Here is an 18420-nt window from a genome sequence, read left to right on the forward strand (position 1 = left end):
AAGATGAACAGGTATATCGATGAAAACGGAAAGAGGAGCATGGGAGCGGTGGTGGAACAGATTCAGCAAACCTATGATCTTCAGGTAAATGGATACTACAGCCAGTTGCATTTGGTGGAAGACTATTTGCTTCAAGAGAAGGAATTGTCTCTTGAAACAGATACGCACAAGAAAATTTTTGAAGCATGGGAAAAAGAATCTGAAAGCACACTCCTGTTTCTTCAGGAAAATGGTAAAGCAATCACTGTGGATGGAAAAAAAATACGGATTGACATTCCGAGTAAGCTTCTGTTGGATTTAAGAAACGGACATAATATTGCAAAACTGGTTGACTGGAATCATGAAGAAACACAAAGCGGCGGTTATCTGGCTGCAATTCCATGTCCGGAATATCGCATTGATGGAGAAACTTATACGGCAATCGGAACTGTATATGATCATGCAAAATTAGATTCTATGTTAAAACTGAAAGGATATAATGGGAATGCATACCTGTTTATGTTAGATAATGAAGGGAATATTACTTATACTAATCAGAGTGAAGATATATTTTTTCGAAATTATTCCTTGTTGAAGCATTTAAAGAAAGCACAGGCCATCACGGAAAACGAGGCTGCTTTTCTCCGAAAAAAGATAGAAGAAAAGGAAGCGGGAGTACTGCTTTTAGGAAAGGCTTCTCGCTACTATCTGGGATATGCCCCGATAGAAAGCAACAATACGACATTGATCTGCATTGTGCCCAAAGGCATAGTTGATAACGTACTAAGAGATTATCAGAAAACAATAGTGTTTGAAACAATATTCATGGCAGGTTTTATACTTTTGCTTTTTGCCGGATTATTCTACAGTATTTCCAGACGCAGTCTTGCTGAGCAAAAAGCTGAATACGAAAAAAGAAATAATGAGCTTCAGAAGCAGGCAATGAAGGAAATGGAGGAGTCCAATAAAAAACTGAAAAAGGCAAAGGACATTACAACGGAAGCCTTGCAGACAGCTGAAAATGCAAATAAGGCGAAAACAGATTTCCTGTCCAATATGTCACATGATATTCGTACACCAATGAATGCAATTATCGGCATGACATCATTGATCAGACATGATGCCGCTAATAAAGCGAAAGTAATAGAGTATGCAGATAAAATAGATATTTCATCACAGCATCTGTTAGGAATCATTAATGATGTTCTGGATATGAGCAAAATTGAGGCAGGAAAAACAGTTTTTAAGTATACCGATTTTTCCATCTTGGATTTTATTACAGAACTCAATACCATATTCCATTCACAGATAGACGAAAAAAATCAGACTCTTACAATCATAAAAGAAAACATCCGGCACGAGTGGGTGAACGGAGATCAGGTTCATCTGATGCAGATTTTCAGCAACTTGGTTTCTAATGCAGTGAAGTACACGCAGGAAGGTGGAAAAATTCAGTTTATGGTAGAAGAATGTGAGACAAAGTCATCTGTCTACGCAAAGTACCGTTTCTTAGTCAGCGATAATGGCATGGGAATGTCGGCAGATTTCAAAGATATAATTTTTGATGCTTTTACTCGCGCTGAAAGTTCTATGACGAATAAGATACAGGGAACTGGTCTTGGAATGGCTATTACAAGAAACTTGGTTGAAGCAATGGGAGGCACCATAGATGTGGAGAGTGAACTGGGACAGGGAAGCTGTTTTGAGGTTCTCATAGATCTGAGAATTGCAGAGGATAGATCTGTTTCCTCAACAGTACAGGAAGAAAAGAATGAACAGAATGATAATATCTTTCAAGGAATGAGATTCTTGTGTGCGGAGGATAATGAGCTGAATGCAGAAATCCTGACGGAACTGTTAAAGATTGAGGGTGCAGAATGTACCATCTGTGAAAATGGTGAAGAGATTTTGAAGACATTTGAAAAGTCTGCACCAGGGGATTATGACATAATCCTGATGGATGTGCAGATGCCTGTTATGAATGGTTATGAGGCAACGAAGGCAATCCGCAGAAGTTCTCATGAGCTGGCAAAGAAGATTCCGATTATTGCAATGACTGCCAATGCATTTTCAGAGGATATCCAGCATTCTCTGGCAGCCGGTATGAATGCCCATGTTTCAAAACCTGTAGAGATGAAGGTACTGGAAAAGACGATCAGAAACATAAAATCCGGTGGGGGTACCGAACCGAAGGTCATTGAATAGTAACAAATGGAAAGTAACCAGACATGGGAGCTTATGAAAAAAGTACCGATGTTAATCAAATAGCTGCAGTCTATAGGGAGAATCCTGAAAATGCCTATCGAGTATGCAGTATGGGGATTATCTATCGTGATCCGGAAGACAGTTACTACGATGACGCTGAATTTGCAATCGTAAAAGGAAATACCGTATTTGGAAATCTGATGGCTGATGTTCGGTTGGATCAATTACCAGAAAGCAAAGGAAGTGAAGAGTTCCAAAAGTATATGGAAGATCTGACGGATATGCAGAATCATGTGCTTCCATATCTGCAGAGCTTTTGCAACTTGGAAGAAAAAGGTGTGAAGGAGAGACGAGAACAGCAGATAGCAGAAAGAAATGAAGGAAGAGCAGATGAGCGAGTAACAAGTACCGAAGCGAATGCAGTGGTTAAGGATGCAGGAAAGACAGATAGAAAAATGGCACAGCAGAAGCAGACGGTAGATGGAAAAGATAAGAAATTATCCATTCATGAACGGCTTGAAATCAATAAGAAGATTATTCAAGAAAAACAGGGAAAAGATAAGCCGGAGAGAGGAGCTGATTTTGGTGTGAGATAATTGAAAAAGGAATGGAAGTTACTGTTTTGGTAGCTTTCATTCCTTTTTTGACGTGAGAGAAGAGTTATTTTTGATTAAATAGATTGTTACATTCGTCTATAGTAGTGTTAATGTTACAAGAATATACACATCGACTACAGAATCTGTTTTCCAAAAACGAATAGATAGGTTTATTGAACAAAAAAATATTAGGAGTACAACATAATATTAGTCATGTTGTAGACAAGGAAGATTCTGTGAGGTATACTTGACCTTAAGAAAAAGGCGTTGTGAAATAAGGCTATTTATCATCTGACATGAAGGTGATTTTTGTCTAATCAATTGCCGTTTTTGTGCAATTTATAATGAAACAGGTCATATTTAACTTATTAACAAACAAAACAAATGTGAAAAATCAGTTTACAACATAACAGATATTATGTTGTATTGATTTGGCAATGAATAAGGAGTAACGATGGCATATACTGTAAGAAAATTACTTGAATCAGAACAGTTTCCCAAAATGAAGCTGCTTTGCGGTGAAAAAGGTCTAGATTTGGAAGTGAAAGGCATTCGAATAATCGAAATTGAAGATATGGAGCGATACCTGACGGGTGGTGAAATACTCATAACCAGTTTTCAGGTATATTTATCATGTAATGATCGAGAAGTAGAGCAGCATTTTGAAGATTTAGTTAAAAGTGACATAAGTGGATTCATTGTAAAGAAAAGAATATGATCCTACAGGACGCAGATTGAGTTTATTAGAAAAACACTGCAAAAAATATGAAATTCCTCTGGTAGAAATTTCAGAAGATTTATATTACTGGGGAATTATCCGCTATGTTATAATGCAGGTATTCGATAAAGTTACTGCACGATTAAAGTATTTTAAAATTACACATGATAATTTTAATACGTTTATTTTAAATAATAATGGATCATGTAATACAGCAAGTGATATTATCAATTTTTTAAGTGTCATGATCGAGAATCCTGTTGTGTTGTATTATGGTAATCTTAATTGTATGGTTTCAACAAACTCGGACAACTCCAAGTTAATATTGTCAGATGAAATTCAGCCATATAAACCTAATATTATTACGAAATTTCAATATATGAAGCAGATGAAAGGAAGCTGTGTTCAATATGTAGTGAAATTTGCCATATTGAATGAGATGGAAATATATATAACAATAACAGAAGAAAATAGAGAACTGACAGAACTTGATTATATGGCAATCGAAAATGCGATTATTAACTTGCAGTATGGATTTTTGAGTGAATTTGCACAGGATGAAGTGAAAAAGAAGTATCAGAGAGATATTGTCCATAATATTCTGAATGGATGTAAGTAGGTAATCATCTGTACCTTGATTTTTCAAAAAGAGCCACCTGTTGATCAGGTGGCTTAATTTATCCTTGATTTTTCGTCCTGAATTCATCCGGCAGATCATCCGACCATGGGAGTAGCCGGTCCAGTTCTTCCGGCTTTGGAAATGATCCCATCTGCCGTATCTGGTCCAGCACATATGTCAGGTACACATATGGTTTCAGCCCGTTCAGGAGAGCTGTTTCCGTGACACTGTAAACAACAGCACTGGCATCTGCTCCACGGATACTTTTGGCAAAGAGCCAGTTCCGGCGGCCGACAGCGAAATTCTTGATGGCACGTTCCGCACTGTTGTTATCGATGCTGAGGTGTCCGTCGTCCAGATAGCGGCGCAGATATGGTTCCTGGTTCAGTGTATAAAGAATGGCATCACCAATAAGGGAAGATCTGTCCACAGAATCTTCCATCGAATGCAGCCACTCAAACAGTGCGTCTACCACCGGGCGGGACTGTTTCTGGCGTTCCTCATGGCGTTCTTCCGGTGTTTTGTTTCTAATCAGTTCCTCGACTTTATACAGGATCCCGATCCGTGTCATTGCGTTGTATGCAACAGTCTCTTTCAGCTGCTCCTTGGTGAAGTCCTTTTTCAGTGCCGTAAGTGCGGCATCAAAACGGCGTCTCGCGTGGGTAAAGCAGCCGGTCACGGTAATGGAATCGTCCAGCCCTTGGTATGCCTGGTAGCCATCGCAGGTCAGGTATCCATGGAAACGTCCGTCAAGAAACTTTACCGGATGATATCCGGCGCGGGTTCTCTCATAATCGAAGAGCGCCATACGCGGGGAGCCGCTATATTCATCCGTAAGATATACCCACATCCAGTTCTGGGTGGAACCCTTCTGATCCGGCTCGCCGATCACCTGTATCCGGGTCTCGTCACAGTGGATGTACCGGCTTTTCAGGAATTCCTCTTTCATCCGGTCATACAGCAGTTTCAGGTAACGGTCCGCACAGCCGATGATCCAGTTTGCCATGGTTTTAGTGGAAAGGTTCAGGTTGTATCTGGCGAATTCCCGTTCCTGCCGCGCCAGCGGCATTCCGTTGACATACTTGGCATTCATGATCCCGGCCACCAGGGATGGTGTCGCGATACTTCCGCCGCCCACCAGCGGCGGTGTTTTCTCCGGCCGCTTCATGGAACCGCATTCCGGGCAGCTGTAAACACAGGTCACCTCCTCCACCACCTCGAATTTCGCGGGAACGAATTTCAGATGTTTCACGGTCTCTTTGGTAACAACCTTGTACTTTTTCCCGCAGTCCGGACAGTAACGGTCTTCTCCGGCCAGCTTGTACTCAATGGTCTCGGTGACTTCAAAGCCGGAGAGATCTTCTTCCTTCTTTCCTGTACGCTTTTTCCGTTTATAGGATGACGGATGGATTTCTTCAAAACACGGTTCCTCTGCCTCCGGATCTGCCGATGCTTCTGCCTCATTGAACAGATCCATCTGTTCATAACCTTCGGCATACTTTTCACTGGAAGAACCGAACTGTTTCCTCCGGGCCAGTGCCAAGCGGTCGGAGAGCATGGCGTTCATAAATTCCAGTTCTTTCTGCTTATCCTTCAGAAGCTGGATTTCCGTATCCTTTTTTGCACTCTGTTCCTTCATGATCTTCATGATTTCAATCAGGTTTTCACGGCTCATGTTATTCAGCTGTTCTTCTGTAAAAAACGGTTCCATCCCTTTTCTCCCGGCTGTCATGTTATATAAAGATTATACCATGAAACCCGCTGTTTTTCGAGAAAAAACGGATCCTGAGCATGTAGAAATAGTCTCCGGAAACCGCCGGTTTTTCGTACTTTCTGCGAATTGACACCTGCCTTATACCACAATTTTCGGATGGTGTTCTTCAAAGGCATCTTTCTGATCCAGGGAAAGGCCATCGCACAGCCAGTGCATTTCTTTCAGGGTAACCTGCCGGAGCTCATCCGGGGTGTCCGGCCAGTGAAAGGCATCACGGTCAAGGCGTTTCATAAGGATCCAGAATCCGGATCCGTCCCACTGGAGAATCTTGATAAGGGTGCGCCTGCGGTTGCAGAATGCAAACATGCAGCGCGAGTATGGGTCGAGTTGAAATTTGAGTTTGATGACGGCCGCCAGACCATTGTAGCTTTTTCTGAGATCTGTTGCCCCACAGGCAAGATATACCGTTGTACCGCCTGCCAGGTCAAGCATTTTCTTTTAACGTCCTTATCAGCACCTGGAATAATTCCGGAGGACAGGACGGAGCCGCCTCGATCCGGATGTATCCCGAAATAAGGATGCTGACCGCTACGGTTTCCTGCGCGGTGTCGCGCATCACAATCTCGGATTCGGAAGGAAGCTTTGCAAAGACACGCTCCTTATCCACCTCAGATGAAATTTTTTCCTGTTTCAGCTTGCGGATCCAGTATGTCATTGTCGAGACCGGTATCTGATGCTCTGTGCACCAGTCCCTGCATGTCTGTCCGCTGAATCGGAATTCCCGGATCCGTTCAGACCAGAGTCCGGCTTTTTCGTCTTTGTTCATAAAATACAATACCTCCAATGTTTTGAGGGTATTGTACCAAAGGGAATCGGGGAATAACAGATACGGATGATTACCTACTTACGGATCTTCCGTGTGGCTTCGTATCCATTCATCCGCGGCATCTGCACATCCATCAGGATAAACTGATATGTACCTGCTGCTTTATCCTGGATTTCTTTCACGCAGGCGCATCCATCCGGAACCCAGGTTACAAGAACCTCTTTGTTTTTTAGAACTTCCATCGCAATTTCTGCATTTAACTCATTATCCTCAACCAGCAGCACATGTATTCCGGTCAGATCGAATTTGTGTTCCCTTGCTTTATCTGACGGATGCAACTGATTTTCCGTTGCAATCCGAAGTGGAAGTGTAATCTGGATCCTGGTTCCCTGACCAGATTTGCTGTAAATATTTACCTCACCATTCATCAGATTCACCAGCTTCTTGACAATTGCAAGTCCAAGTCCCGTACCTTCCGTCTTACTTTCAGTCGAAGTCCTTTCTCTTTCAAATGCCTCAAATGCATGCTTCTGAAATTCTTCTGTCATTCCGATTCCGGTATCCTTTACCGTGAACTGATATTCACCCAGTCCAGGAGCAATCATTCGTTCCGTAGTACTAAATACGATTGTTCCTCTCTCCGGGGTAAACTTAACTGCATTGTTTAATATATTTACCAGAATCTGTTGCAGCTTTGTCGCATCACACCATACCAGACGATTCTCTATATGGCTTTCAACCCTGAAATCTATTTTCCCTTTATTGATACTGTATTCCAGCATCATTTCCAGCTTTTCTGTCATCTGTTCTAGATCCGTTATCGTCTCCACAACTTCTGCCTTGCCACTCTCAATCTTGGACAGATCCAGCACATCATTGATAATCTTCAGAAGGACATCGCCCGATGCCTGGATTTTCGTAACAGCATTTCTGACAACGACCTCATCATCCGGGTGCTTCGCTATGATATCAGCAAATCCTATGATTGCATTCATCGGAGTACGGATATCATGGGACATATTTGCAAGGAAGGTATTCTTGACCGCACTGGCCGCTTTCGCTTTCCTGGTCGATTCCTTTTCCAGTTCTAATGCATTGGAAAGTTTTTCCCTGTGCTCCGATTCCAGCTGATTCTGCTGGTGCTCGACCATGAACAGGTAGGATAGCAGTGCGCCGATGACCAGACAGTACGGCTGAAACGGACACACACCATAAAATGGGATCACGTAGGTATTTACCAGAATCCCAATCAGCGGAATTGCTGAGAACAGTGCCGATTTTATGAGATATTTGATTCCCCCGGTATTGTTCATAAATAAAATGCAGAATGTCTGTGCAAATGCATAAAAATAATAGAACAGGTTGAGTACGGTAAATACGCCAAAAAATGTACCACGTATATAAGTCCGGTTTCTTGAAAATCCCCATACAATTCCGGTCGGAACAGAAAGCAGCACCATCGCAGTCAGAAGAAGCAGCGGAATCATTTCTACGAATCTTCGCTTCTTCGAACTGCTGATTCCCATATAGTTCTGCATAAACAAATGCCACACATACGGCATGATCACGTAGATCAGATAAAAGAAAAATACAATCAGCTTAAACTGCAGGATACTTCCTGTCTTACTTAAGAATTCCCGCATAAACAGGGCGTCCAGTAACACGTAAAGCTCTACCACACCAATAAAGATCATCGCATATTTTTTACTCGGACTCCATGTAATATAATACCGGATCCTTAGCAGGATGATCGTCAGTATTACCATCATAAATACTGCGTTGTTCAAATAAATACTACTCATTTTCTATTCCCTTTTTTCTTTCGTTTTCTAGGATTATTGTATACTTTTTCTATGCGTTTCGCAATCCATATGTTATACTATTAAATAAAGGTATTTCAAGGAGGATTTTAGAAATGAAAATAGCAGTAACATACGAAGGCGGATCGATTTTCCAGCACTTCGGTAAGACAGAAGCTTTTAAAATGTATGAAGTAGAAGACGGCAAGATCACTTCCATGCAGATTGTTCATGCTGGTGGCGCCGGACACAGCGCACTTGCAGGCTTCCTTTCTGAGCAAGGCGCAAATGTTCTGATCTGTGGCGGGATCGGAGAAGGTGCACAGACAGCACTGAAGGAAGCTGGCATTGAAGTTATATCCGGTGCAGCAGGAGAAGTAGATGCAGCAGTCAATGCATATCTTGCAGGAGAACTGGAATCTGCCGGAACTAATTGTGACCATCATCACGAAGAAGGACATTCCTGCTGTGGACATCATGAGGAAGAAGCAGAAAAAGCTCCGGAAGAAGAACATTCCTGTGGCGGACACTGCAGTGGATGCAGCGGATGTGGCGGCGCACAAGTACCGGATTTTGAAGGTCCGAATGTGGGAAAGACCTGCCGTACTCATTACAGAGGAACCTTCGATGACGGTACCCAGTTTGATTCTTCCTATGACCGCGGAGAACCACTGGAATTCGTATGCGGAGCCGGACAGATGATCCACGGATACGACAAGGCGGTTGCAACAATGGAAGTAGGACAGACCATTAACATCCATCTGATGCCGGAAGAAGCTTATGGTATGCCGGATCCACGCGCCATTTTCACGCTGGAGATCGCACAGCTTCCGGGATCTGAAGATCTGGAAGTCGGCGCACGCGCATATCTGACCAACCAGTACGGTCAGCCATTCCCGGTAACTGTAACCGAAAAGACAGAGACCAACATCACGTTTGATGCCAACCATGAGATGGCTGGAAAAGAACTGAATTTCCAGATTGAACTGGTAGAAGTAAAATAACACATACAAACTATCATTTTCAGGCGCCCCCTTTATTTCATCGTAAAGGAGGCGCTTAAGTTATAAGACCAGAATGATACAAAAGAAGAAAGCGTACCGTCTTTTTGAAAATTAAGTAATTCATAAGACAATCCTTGTTCGGATTGTTATATACTAAGATTATATTTTTTCGGAAATCGATAATTAGACAACGGAAAGGAAATTTGCCCGTGCTAAATTTAGAATTTAAAAATTATCCATGGAAGCAGACCGTGAAAAAGAAAGCCCGCCGCGTGTTCATGCTGAGATGGATGATTGTCATTCTGGCTATCCTTGCGATCTTTTTTCTGACCTGTCAGAAACTTATCTCCAATGTCTGGACACTTCCTGCATTCCTGTGCCAGCTTCTTGCTGTTATTGAACTGGCTTTCGGGATGCAGGCTGTGGAAGCAGGCTGGAGCAGAAAAATATCAAGCAGGATGCCATTAGACGAACATTATGAGTATGCTCTTTATATGTATCATGCACAGTCAATCCGTGATCTTGCTACAAATAATCGCATGCTGTTACTGATTGCGCGTCTTGAAATCCAGCTTGGAAAATACGAGCAAGCCACACAGACCATCACACAGATTTCTACTGAAAAATGTACACCAGTCCAGTTAAAGCAGTTATATTATATGCAGATTTTGCTGGCAGCAGAAGCGGACGACACTGATGCATGGAACCAGTTTTTAACCCGTTATACCGGAATCCCGGACACAAATGGAATCTATCCATCGGAAACAGAACTGACCACCTGGATCGAACAAAACGAAATGGATCAGCTGATTTCTGCATTAAAGAAATTCACTCCCACAAGAAAAGAACATCCCCTGCGTACCTGTCTGATTACAATCATTCTGGCATACAGTACCTTTTTCTACGGTGCATGGTATGGAATTAACAAAAGCGCAGGGTATGCGATCCGTTACTATTTTGCGGAAATATCCGGTGTCTGTGTTTCCATCAGTTTGTCTTGTCTGCTGATATGGGGCATGATCTGTCTGTATAAAAAGCAAAAAAGTCTTCTGAATGGAAAAGCAGCCAGACGGATAATTGCGGTTTCTTATGCTGTGCTGACTCTTTTCTTACTTTCGTTAATCGGTTACAGCTTTTTAAATGTAAGCTTTGGCGTAGAAGGAACAGAAACCGTAACCGGTCAGGATCAGCAGTATACCTACCTTTCTGTACAGCCTGATTATGGTTATGTTACGCAGTATCGGACTGATAATTTTATTTACATGCAAAAAACAGGTTTGCTTTTACCAAATACAGATACCCTGACAGAATCTTCTGAACCTGATTCTGACCTGAATGGTTCCGAAACACAAGATAGTAGTACCACTGATTCCACCGAAAATTCTCCGGCACAGGAATCACAGAAGGCTTCACCGCTCCAGGACGAAATGCGTGCTGTTTATCAGTATATCCAGCAGAAGAATATGCTTCCAGATATGAACTTTACTTACACGGCGAATGCAAAAGGTGAAAACTATGCCATCCTCTGTGAGACAACAGAAGAGAAGGATGGCACAACAGTAAATGTCAATTACTGTCTGTATGATAACGGGTCGAAAACGGACGAAAACAATACTACCTTCGAGGAGCTGGTTCTGGAAAAGGTATATCCGGATGGTGGATATGAGACAGAACTGGTTGATTTCTATCTGGTAAATCCAGAGACTCTGGAAGTTATGGATGAACACAAATCAAGCTGGTAATTATTTTTTCTGAAATATTTATTAGAAAGAGCAGAGTCATCATTCGGATGTACCTCTGCTCTTTTGCTTTATATTATTTCATCAAATAACTTTAGAAAATCCTGCAATTCCACCGGCATCCTGCCTTTCCTCCATGCAAGAAGAATTTCAGTTGTAAGATCAGCTCCAGTAATATCATATGCTTTTAATTTATTAGTGAGCTTCAGCATAGACTCCGGAAGAATTGCAATTCCCAGTCCCTTTTCTGCCATCGTCATTGCAGTGCGGGCATCCTCACAGGCAAAATAAATATCGCAGACCAGTCCGGCACCCTCAAATGCAGCAAGCATATATTTGCGGTAGCGGTGGGAGAGGATTAAGGGTTGTTCGGAAAGTTCCCGCAGACTGATGGATGTATGTCCCTGCAACAGAGGGTGATCAGGAACTGCCATCACAAGCAGCTTCTCCCGGGAAAGAGACTTGGTTTCACAGCCATTTAACACAATTGGTGTGCGGAGTGTAGTCAGATCGATCATTCCATTTTCCAGCTGATCTTTCAGTGTAAATGTAGATCCTTCATGTACATCAAAATGAATTTGAGGATATTTTTTTGCAAAGTAAAGCAGATATTCGGACATCATCGATACAGTGGATGGTGTGATCCCTATGTGCAGAGTAGCTGCCTGACCGGATTTGACAACCTCCTGTTTGGTCAGATCTGCAAGCATCAGAAGATTACCGGCCTGCTCATAAAGCGTCTTTCCGGCATCTGTAAGAGTAATTTTCTTTGTACCGCGCAAAAAGAGTGATACCTGTAATTCTTCCTCCAGCATCTTCATCTGATAGCTCAGCGGTGGCTGGGTCATGTGAAGAACTCTTGCTGCACCGCTGATCGTTCCGGCATCTACGATCGCACGAAAATATTCCAACTGTCTGATTTCCATAAAAAAATGTAATTCCTTTCCTGATTATTTGAAAATGAAAATATATTATCCATATGATTTTTATTGAATTATCATATAAAAACAATAATTTACATATATATTACATCATGTTAGAATTAAAAAAGCAAGAAAAAATAAAAAGGAATGAATTTACAAATGAAACGAGTTGATTTTGAAAATGGAACAATAACCAGCAACATTCTTGGAGCAGCACTCCCGATGCTGGTTGCCCAGATCTTAAGCTTACTTTATAACATTGTAGACCGCATCTATATTGCACGTATCCCAAATGTCGGAACTGCAGCACTTGGTGGGGTCGGTCTTTGCTTCCCGGTAATTGTTATTATTACCGCATTCAGCAATCTGTTCGGAAGCGGCGGTGCACCATTATTTTCGATTGAGCGCGGAAAAAATGAACCACAGGAAGCTAAGAAGATCATGAACACTTCTTTTTCCATGGTTTGTATCTGTGCCGTTGTCCTGATGGCCATTGGCTTTCTATTTGCCCACCCGATTCTGGTGCTGTTTGGCGCATCAAAAGACGCCCTGGTCTATGCATACCCGTACCTGATGCTTTATCTGATCGGAACGCTGCCATCGATGATTGCAACCGGTATGAACCCGTTTATCAACGCACAAGGATATTCAACAATCGGTATGCTTTCAGTTACCATAGGGGCAGTAGCGAACCTGCTACTTGACCCGTTGTTTATTTTTGTGTTCGGGCTTGGCGTGCGCGGTGCCGCAATTGCAACGGTCATTTCTCAGACACTTTCTGCGGCATTTGTCTTTTTCTTTCTTACAAAGAAAGCAGAACTTAAAGTGAGGCTCCTCAAAAAAGAGGAACTTGCCAGCTGTACAGCTTATGCAAAAAACATTGTAAGCCTGGGAACTGCCGGATTTATCATGCAGTTGACAAACAGTCTGGTAACGATTGTCTGCAACAATGTACTTTCTGTCACAGGCGGAGATATCTACATTTCTGTTATGACCATCGTATCCAGTGTCAGACAGCTTGTAGAAACTCCGATTTATGCAATCAACGAAGGGACTTCGCCAATCCTGAGTTATAATTACGGTGCAAGACGCCCGTCCCGTGTGAGAAAAGCCGGTGTCATGATGGCACTTATGATCCTCGGCTATACGGCAGTGATGTGGAGTATTATTATCATCGCGCCAAAAACCCTGATCGGTATTTTCAGTTCGGATGCTATGTTAATGAAAGATGCTGTTCCAGCCCTGAAGCAATATTTCGCAGCCTTTATCTGCATGGATATGCAATATATTGGTCAGACGGTCTTTAAATCCCTGAATAAGAAGAAACACGCAATCTTTTTCTCCCTGCTTCGGAAGGTATTTATTGTTGTCCCTCTGACCTACCTGATGCCGTATGCCCTGCATATGGGTACAGACGGCGTGTTCCTCGCAGAACCGGTTTCTAACGTCATTGGTGGTGGATTATGCTTCATCACCATGTTACTTACCATATTGCCGGAATTAAAGCGTATGGAGCGGAAGAATACGCTCTATGAGACAGGAGTGCTCTTGTAATGCACGAATTTTGTTTGGAAATTTCTGTTAAAACGGACGGATTTTTGCTATACTGAATGACATATTTAACAATATCCAGGAGAAATGACAAATGAACAGAAGAGAAGTAATAGAAAAAGTGCAGGCAGAACTTTTTGAAATGCAGGATCTTACTTACCGTGATTTTCATGCAAAGCTGATGCCAACCATTGATAAAGAAACAATCATCGGTGTACGGACTCCGATGTTACGTACCTATGCGAAAAAGTTTGGAAAAACGGCTGATGCGGTTACCTTTCTTGAAGTGCTTCCACACAAGTATTACGAAGAAAACAACCTGCACGGACTGCTAATTGAACAGATCAAAGATTATCCAGCCTGTATTGCCGCGATAGAACGTTTTCTCCCTTATGTGAACAACTGGGCAACCTGCGATATGATCACACTTCGTACAATGAAAAAGCATCTGGATGTATTTATCCAGGAAGTCTACAGCTGGATGGCATCGGATCACCCTTATATCGTCCGTTTTGGAATTGGAATGCTGATGCGGTATTATCTGGACGAACAGTTTAAACCAGAATATCCGGAAAAAGTAGCCGAAATCAAATCAGACGAGTATTACGTCAATATGATGCGCGCCTGGTATTTTGCGACTGCACTTGCCAAACAGTATGATCAGATTCTGTCTTATCTGGATGAGAAAAAGCTGGACACCTGGACACATAATAAGACCATTCAGAAAGCGGTTGAAAGCTACCGGATTACACCGGAGCAGAAGCGTTATCTTAGAACATTAAGGATAAAGAAATAATAAAATTCCATCACCATTTCATCTATGTGATTGATATGATGATGGAATTTTTTATTATTCACCAATTTATCATTTGTAAAAATTTAACCATAGTAGGATATTATTTAACCGTACTTTGACAATTTACGGTTCCCGCAATTTTACCACGTTTGCAGCACTACGTCGTCTGTCTTCGTCGATTGCGGCGTAGTGCTTTTTCGTTGTATTGACATCTTTATGTCCCAGAACGTCCGCTACCAGGTAAATATCCCCTGTTTCCTTATAAAGGGCAGTACCATAGGTACTTCTAAGCTTATGTGGCGTAATTTTCTTATTTGTGATCTGACCGGCATATTTTTTGACCATATTTTCAACCGCCTGTACACCGATCCGGCGTCTTTGTGTGGATAAAAACAGGGCATTTTCATAGCCTGCAAGTGGTGTAACCGTCTTACGGTACGTCTCCAGATAATTCCGAAGTGCTTTTTCCACTTCATCTCCGAAATAGACAACCATCTGGCTTCCACCTTTTCGTGTGACGGTGATCCCATTGTTGTTAAAATCCACATCTGACAGGTCCAGTCCAACTAACTCAGATACTCGAATACCTGTTCCCAGCAGGAGAGTAATGATCGCAATATCGCGTTCTTTCGTCTTGTTATAATAGGAGAGAGCCTGACCTGTTAATTTGGATCCACAGGATTCCACATAATCTAAAAGCTTTGCGACCTCATCCGTATCCAAACGTATGATCGCCTTATCATGTAACTTTGGCATATCTACAAATAAAGTCGGATTTCTCTGAATAATCTGTCTTTTAAAGAAATAATTATAAAAGCTGCGTAAGGCAGACATTTTACGAAATAATCCACGTTCAGAATTCGTGACCTGTTTTGTTTCTTTGGTATGAACGTCCGTGGTATCATAAACCTTCAGATATTCCAGATATTCCTCTATATCAACAGGCTGAATAGCTTCCAGATCCTGTACCTGAAAGTCTTTAAGTGAGTGATGTTTATAAACAGGATTTTCTTCAATTAAGAACTGAAAGAACAAACGGATGTCATATGCATAAGATATTCGCGTCTTTGGTGATGTGGTTGGTTCAATGGCACGAAAATAATCACGTGCAAAGTCCGGCATGGTATTTAGAACACCACGAAGACGAATGGTATTATCAATATAAGTTTCTTCCTGATATGTTTTTGTATCAGATGGCATGATCGTAAGAACCTCCTAAATTCCATAAATTTCCCCGATATAGGTATGATTATAGCATGGTTTCAGAAGATTTGTCTATATCTTTTTGAAAAATCGGTATTTGTCGTATAGATTGGTTATTCAAAATACTGCTGTCCCAAGACAACTTTTTGCCAGAGACAGCTGATATTTCTTATTTAGTGATTTAAACAGCTAATTATAATTACTAGCACGGTCTGTTTCCTTTTTCAAATGGATATTCAATCCCCCAGTCTTTTCTAAGTCCATCCATCTGTTCCATGATACGAATACTTTCTTCATGCGGCATTTCTATACATTCAAGTTTTCCTTCACGGATAGCCTTCATAGAAGCGCGTACTTCATATTCAAAACCTGTGATCTGTTCAGGCATTGTAATCTCTCTTACAAATTCCCGATCTGGTGTATATACTTTTACCGCTGTAATATCATTGATATTTTCCGCAATCAGATATCCCTTGGTGCCATATATCATACCATATTGTTCAGTGCCTGTTAGTGCACTGCTTTGTATAGAAGCCATCGATCCATTTTTATATTTCAGAATGATAGAATTCTGTGCATCCACTCCACTGTCAAATTTTACGCAGGAAGAAATTGTTTCTTCAACATCATCTCCTAAAACCATACTTGCAAAATTCAGCGGATAAATACCTACATCTAATAGTGCTCCTCCTGCAAGTTCCGGATTGATCAGACGTTCTTTTGTTCGCATATCGTACCCAAGATTTGCTGAAATTCCCTTTAATTCTCCAATTTCTCCGCTTGCAATAATATCATCGATTATTTTACGGGATGGAAGGTATCTTGTCCAAATTGCTTCCGTAATAAAGACTTCTTTTTCCTTTGCAAGAGCAAATACTTCTTTTGCTCCGGCAGCATTTACAGTAAATGGTTTTTCACAAAGTACCGGTTTCCCGTGAGTGATACAAAGTTTGGCATGCTCTATATGAAATGGATGTGGGGTTGCAATATAAATCAGCTCTACTTCCGGATCATTTACCAGCTCTTCGTATGAGCCATATGCCTTTTCAAATCCCCATTCTTTAGCAAATTTCTGTGCTCTGTCAAGATTTCTTGCAGCAATGGCATATGCCACTGCATCGTCCATACCGTTCAGTGTTTTCGCCATATTTGCCGCGATTCGACCAGCGCCAATAATTCCAACTTTCATCTGTTCCATATTTCACATTCCTCCAAACGCATATTGTTTAAATTTTATTCTTTACTTTTGTTTATCCGTTTTTTCATTTTTAATTTCTATCCATACTTTTATTCTACATAGAAATCCATCCAAACGCATTCGCCACGGAACTGATCAAAATGATCAGAACAAAAATCGGACACAGATATTTGATCATAACAACAAAAATTTTCTTTCTCCGGAATGTACTTTCTCCATGCATAACCTCTTCTTCTATCCTCTTTATCCCAACAACCCTCGCTACTAAAAGGCATGTCATAAGTGCTGCAACCGGCATCATTACTGAATTAGTCAGGAAATCAAAGAAATCCAGAAACTGCATACCAATAATTTTTACAAATGCAAGTGGTCCATATCCAAGTGAAGACAAACTTCCAAGTGCTATCATAATCACGCCAACAAGCACAGTGGATTTTTTCCGGCTCCAGCCGATTTCGTCCTCAAATGTAGATACAGCGCTTTCTGTCAATGCAATTGAACTGGTCAGCGCTGCAAAAAGGACAAGCAAAAAGAATACAATTCCAATTAACGTTCCAAACCCCATATTTTCAAAGACTTTTGGAATCGTAATAAACATCAGCGCCGGTCCTGCCTGCAAAGTATCTGGATTTCCACCTGAAAATGCAAACACAGCTGGAATGATCATAAGTCCTGCCATAATTGCAATTGCTGTATCGAATACTTCTACATTTCTTGTTGAGTCTTCGATTGAAATCTCGCTCTTCATATAAGAACCAAATGTGATTAGAATTCCCATAGCGATCGACAAGGAATAAAACATCTGTCCCATAGCAGCTACCACAGACATCCATGAGAAATTCTTTGGATTTGGCACCAGGAAATACTTCACGCCTTCCATTGCACCTGGTCGTGTTACTGAATAGATGGTAATGATCAGCGAAAGCACGATCAAAATTGGCATCATAAACTTTGAAACACGCTCAATTCCATTTCGGACACCTGCATAAATAATAATCAATGTAATCAGACAGAATATGATAAAACAGATTTCTGTAGAAAATCCATTTGAAATAAACTCTGAAAAATATCCATCTTGAGCCAGACTACTGCTGTTTCCTTTTACATATTCCCAAAGGTACTTGATAACCCATCCTCCAATTACAGAATAATATGGTACAATCAGAACCGGAATAATCGCATTAATCCATCCACCAAAAGAAATCCATTTTGACTTTCCGAAAGATTTGAACGCACCTACCGGACTTTTTCTTGTCATACGGCCAATTGCTGATTCGGCTACTATCATCGTGTATCCAAAGGTAAGGGCTAGCAGAATATAGATAAGTAAGAAAATTCCTCCACCATATTTCGCCGCAAGATAAGGAAACCTCCAGATATTTCCAAGACCTACAGAAGCCCCTGCTGCTGACAGTACATATCCTAATTTACCGGAAAATGTACTCCTTTTTTTATGATTATCCATAACAAAATCTCCTTTTTTATTCTAAAATTAAATACACTCGTTTGATTTTATCATGATAATCCTTTAAAGTCACTAGTAAAATCAA

At 41.3% G+C, this 18420-nt stretch carries 16 protein-coding genes; 8 read left to right on the forward strand and 8 right to left on the reverse strand.

Features of this window, described 5'->3' with window-relative positions; all coding sequences use genetic code 11:
* Positions 1-39 precede the first annotated feature (39 nt).
* The 4 genes from ACYQ5K_RS11910 (at position 40) to ACYQ5K_RS11925 (ending at position 4117) form a co-directional block, all read left to right on the forward strand.
* Positions 40-2184, forward strand: coding sequence for an ATP-binding protein (locus ACYQ5K_RS11910; RefSeq protein ID WP_243868736.1), 2145 nt, complete (start codon positions 40-42; stop codon positions 2182-2184).
* A gap of 23 nt (positions 2185-2207) precedes the next feature.
* Positions 2208-2780 (forward strand): hypothetical protein, encoded by a 573-nt coding sequence (locus ACYQ5K_RS11915; RefSeq protein WP_173687461.1) that lies wholly within the window; start codon positions 2208-2210, stop codon positions 2778-2780.
* A 454-nt stretch (positions 2781-3234) separates the two neighbouring features.
* The gene (locus tag ACYQ5K_RS11920) at positions 3235-3498 is read left to right on the forward strand and encodes a PucR family transcriptional regulator ligand-binding domain-containing protein (RefSeq protein ID WP_243868737.1); all 264 of its coding nucleotides are present in this window, start codon (positions 3235-3237) and stop codon (positions 3496-3498) included.
* 16 nt (positions 3499-3514) lie between these two features.
* A complete protein-coding gene (locus ACYQ5K_RS11925; protein ID WP_459777639.1) occupies positions 3515-4117 on the forward strand; it encodes a hypothetical protein in 603 nt (200 codons plus the stop codon).
* Positions 4118-4175: 58 nt separating this feature from the next.
* On the opposite strand, the gene tnpC is transcribed toward ACYQ5K_RS11925, so the two are convergent.
* The 4 genes from tnpC to ACYQ5K_RS11945 all read right to left on the reverse strand — a co-directional run bounded on the left by tnpC (position 4176) and on the right by ACYQ5K_RS11945 (position 8459).
* Positions 4176-5828 carry an IS66 family transposase gene (gene tnpC, locus ACYQ5K_RS11930; protein ID WP_459777640.1) on the reverse strand — a complete coding sequence of 551 codons (1653 nt, stop codon included), beginning with the start codon at positions 5826-5828 and terminating at the stop codon, positions 4176-4178.
* A gap of 141 nt (positions 5829-5969) precedes the next feature.
* Positions 5970-6323 (reverse strand): IS66 family insertion sequence element accessory protein TnpB, encoded by a 354-nt coding sequence (gene tnpB, locus ACYQ5K_RS11935; protein WP_195231705.1) that lies wholly within the window; start codon positions 6321-6323, stop codon positions 5970-5972.
* Complete coding sequence (gene tnpA / locus ACYQ5K_RS11940; protein WP_173689707.1) at positions 6316-6657, reverse strand: IS66 family insertion sequence element accessory protein TnpA; 342 nt, start codon at positions 6655-6657, stop codon at positions 6316-6318. The genes tnpB and tnpA overlap by 8 nt, the downstream gene beginning before the upstream one ends.
* Positions 6658-6731: 74 nt before the next feature.
* Entirely contained in the window at positions 6732-8459 is a 1728-nt protein-coding gene (locus tag ACYQ5K_RS11945) for a hybrid sensor histidine kinase/response regulator (protein ID WP_459777641.1), read from the reverse strand.
* A gap of 113 nt (positions 8460-8572) precedes the next feature.
* Between ACYQ5K_RS11945 and ACYQ5K_RS11950 the strand changes: the two genes are divergently transcribed.
* Positions 8573-9460: a NifB/NifX family molybdenum-iron cluster-binding protein gene (locus ACYQ5K_RS11950; RefSeq protein WP_173687525.1), complete on the forward strand. Its 888-nt coding sequence runs from the start codon at positions 8573-8575 to the stop codon at positions 9458-9460.
* Between the two features lie 209 nt (positions 9461-9669).
* Positions 9670-11202: a hypothetical protein gene (locus ACYQ5K_RS11955; RefSeq protein ID WP_173687526.1), complete on the forward strand. Its 1533-nt coding sequence runs from the start codon at positions 9670-9672 to the stop codon at positions 11200-11202.
* A 68-nt stretch (positions 11203-11270) separates the two neighbouring features.
* Here ACYQ5K_RS11955 and ACYQ5K_RS11960 read toward each other — a convergent pair whose 3' ends face one another.
* Positions 11271-12125, reverse strand: coding sequence for a LysR family transcriptional regulator (locus ACYQ5K_RS11960; protein WP_195230413.1), 855 nt, complete (start codon positions 12123-12125; stop codon positions 11271-11273).
* A 156-nt stretch (positions 12126-12281) separates the two neighbouring features.
* On the opposite strand from ACYQ5K_RS11960, the gene ACYQ5K_RS11965 reads away from it, so the two are divergent.
* The gene (locus ACYQ5K_RS11965) at positions 12282-13676 is read left to right on the forward strand and encodes an MATE family efflux transporter (RefSeq protein ID WP_195230415.1); all 1395 of its coding nucleotides are present in this window, start codon (positions 12282-12284) and stop codon (positions 13674-13676) included.
* 91 nt (positions 13677-13767) lie between these two features.
* Entirely contained in the window at positions 13768-14469 is a 702-nt protein-coding gene (locus ACYQ5K_RS11970) for a DNA alkylation repair protein (protein ID WP_459777642.1), read from the forward strand.
* Between the two features lie 123 nt (positions 14470-14592).
* Here ACYQ5K_RS11970 and ACYQ5K_RS11975 read toward each other — a convergent pair whose 3' ends face one another.
* The 3 genes from ACYQ5K_RS11975 to ACYQ5K_RS11985 all read right to left on the reverse strand — a co-directional run bounded on the left by ACYQ5K_RS11975 (position 14593) and on the right by ACYQ5K_RS11985 (position 18335).
* The gene (locus ACYQ5K_RS11975) at positions 14593-15669 is read right to left on the reverse strand and encodes a tyrosine-type recombinase/integrase (RefSeq protein ID WP_195230417.1); all 1077 of its coding nucleotides are present in this window, start codon (positions 15667-15669) and stop codon (positions 14593-14595) included.
* A 205-nt stretch (positions 15670-15874) separates the two neighbouring features.
* Positions 15875-16861, reverse strand: coding sequence for a Gfo/Idh/MocA family protein (locus ACYQ5K_RS11980; protein ID WP_173687610.1), 987 nt, complete (start codon positions 16859-16861; stop codon positions 15875-15877).
* Positions 16862-16964: 103 nt separating this feature from the next.
* Entirely contained in the window at positions 16965-18335 is a 1371-nt protein-coding gene (locus ACYQ5K_RS11985; RefSeq protein WP_173687531.1) for a sodium-dependent transporter, read from the reverse strand.
* Between the last annotated feature and the right edge of the window lie 85 nt (positions 18336-18420).

Source organism: Allocoprococcus similis (assembly GCF_054660775.1).

What these genes read in the sequence shown, in the direction of transcription:
- ACYQ5K_RS11910 (WP_243868736.1), top strand. Translation starts at nt 40, where the DNA reads ATGGGAGCGGTGGTGGAACAGATTCAGCAAACCTATGATCTTCAGGTA.
- ACYQ5K_RS11915 (WP_173687461.1), top strand. Translation starts at nt 2,208, where the DNA reads ATGGGAGCTTATGAAAAAAGTACCGATGTTAATCAAATAGCTGCAGTC.
- ACYQ5K_RS11920 (WP_243868737.1), top strand. Translation starts at nt 3,235, where the DNA reads ATGGCATATACTGTAAGAAAATTACTTGAATCAGAACAGTTTCCCAAA.
- tnpC (WP_459777640.1), bottom strand. Translation starts at nt 5,828, where the DNA reads ATGGAACCGTTTTTTACAGAAGAACAGCTGAATAACATGAGCCGTGAA.
- tnpB (WP_195231705.1), bottom strand. Translation starts at nt 6,323, where the DNA reads ATGCTTGACCTGGCAGGCGGTACAACGGTATATCTTGCCTGTGGGGCA.
- tnpA (WP_173689707.1), bottom strand. Translation starts at nt 6,657, where the DNA reads ATGAACAAAGACGAAAAAGCCGGACTCTGGTCTGAACGGATCCGGGAA.
- ACYQ5K_RS11945 (WP_459777641.1), bottom strand. Translation starts at nt 8,459, where the DNA reads ATGAGTAGTATTTATTTGAACAACGCAGTATTTATGATGGTAATACTG.
- ACYQ5K_RS11950 (WP_173687525.1), top strand. Translation starts at nt 8,573, where the DNA reads ATGAAAATAGCAGTAACATACGAAGGCGGATCGATTTTCCAGCACTTC.
- ACYQ5K_RS11960 (WP_195230413.1), bottom strand. Translation starts at nt 12,125, where the DNA reads ATGGAAATCAGACAGTTGGAATATTTTCGTGCGATCGTAGATGCCGGA.
- ACYQ5K_RS11965 (WP_195230415.1), top strand. Translation starts at nt 12,282, where the DNA reads ATGAAACGAGTTGATTTTGAAAATGGAACAATAACCAGCAACATTCTT.
- ACYQ5K_RS11970 (WP_459777642.1), top strand. Translation starts at nt 13,768, where the DNA reads ATGAACAGAAGAGAAGTAATAGAAAAAGTGCAGGCAGAACTTTTTGAA.
- ACYQ5K_RS11975 (WP_195230417.1), bottom strand. Translation starts at nt 15,669, where the DNA reads ATGCCATCTGATACAAAAACATATCAGGAAGAAACTTATATTGATAAT.
- ACYQ5K_RS11980 (WP_173687610.1), bottom strand. Translation starts at nt 16,861, where the DNA reads ATGAAAGTTGGAATTATTGGCGCTGGTCGAATCGCGGCAAATATGGCG.
- ACYQ5K_RS11985 (WP_173687531.1), bottom strand. Translation starts at nt 18,335, where the DNA reads ATGGATAATCATAAAAAAAGGAGTACATTTTCCGGTAAATTAGGATAT.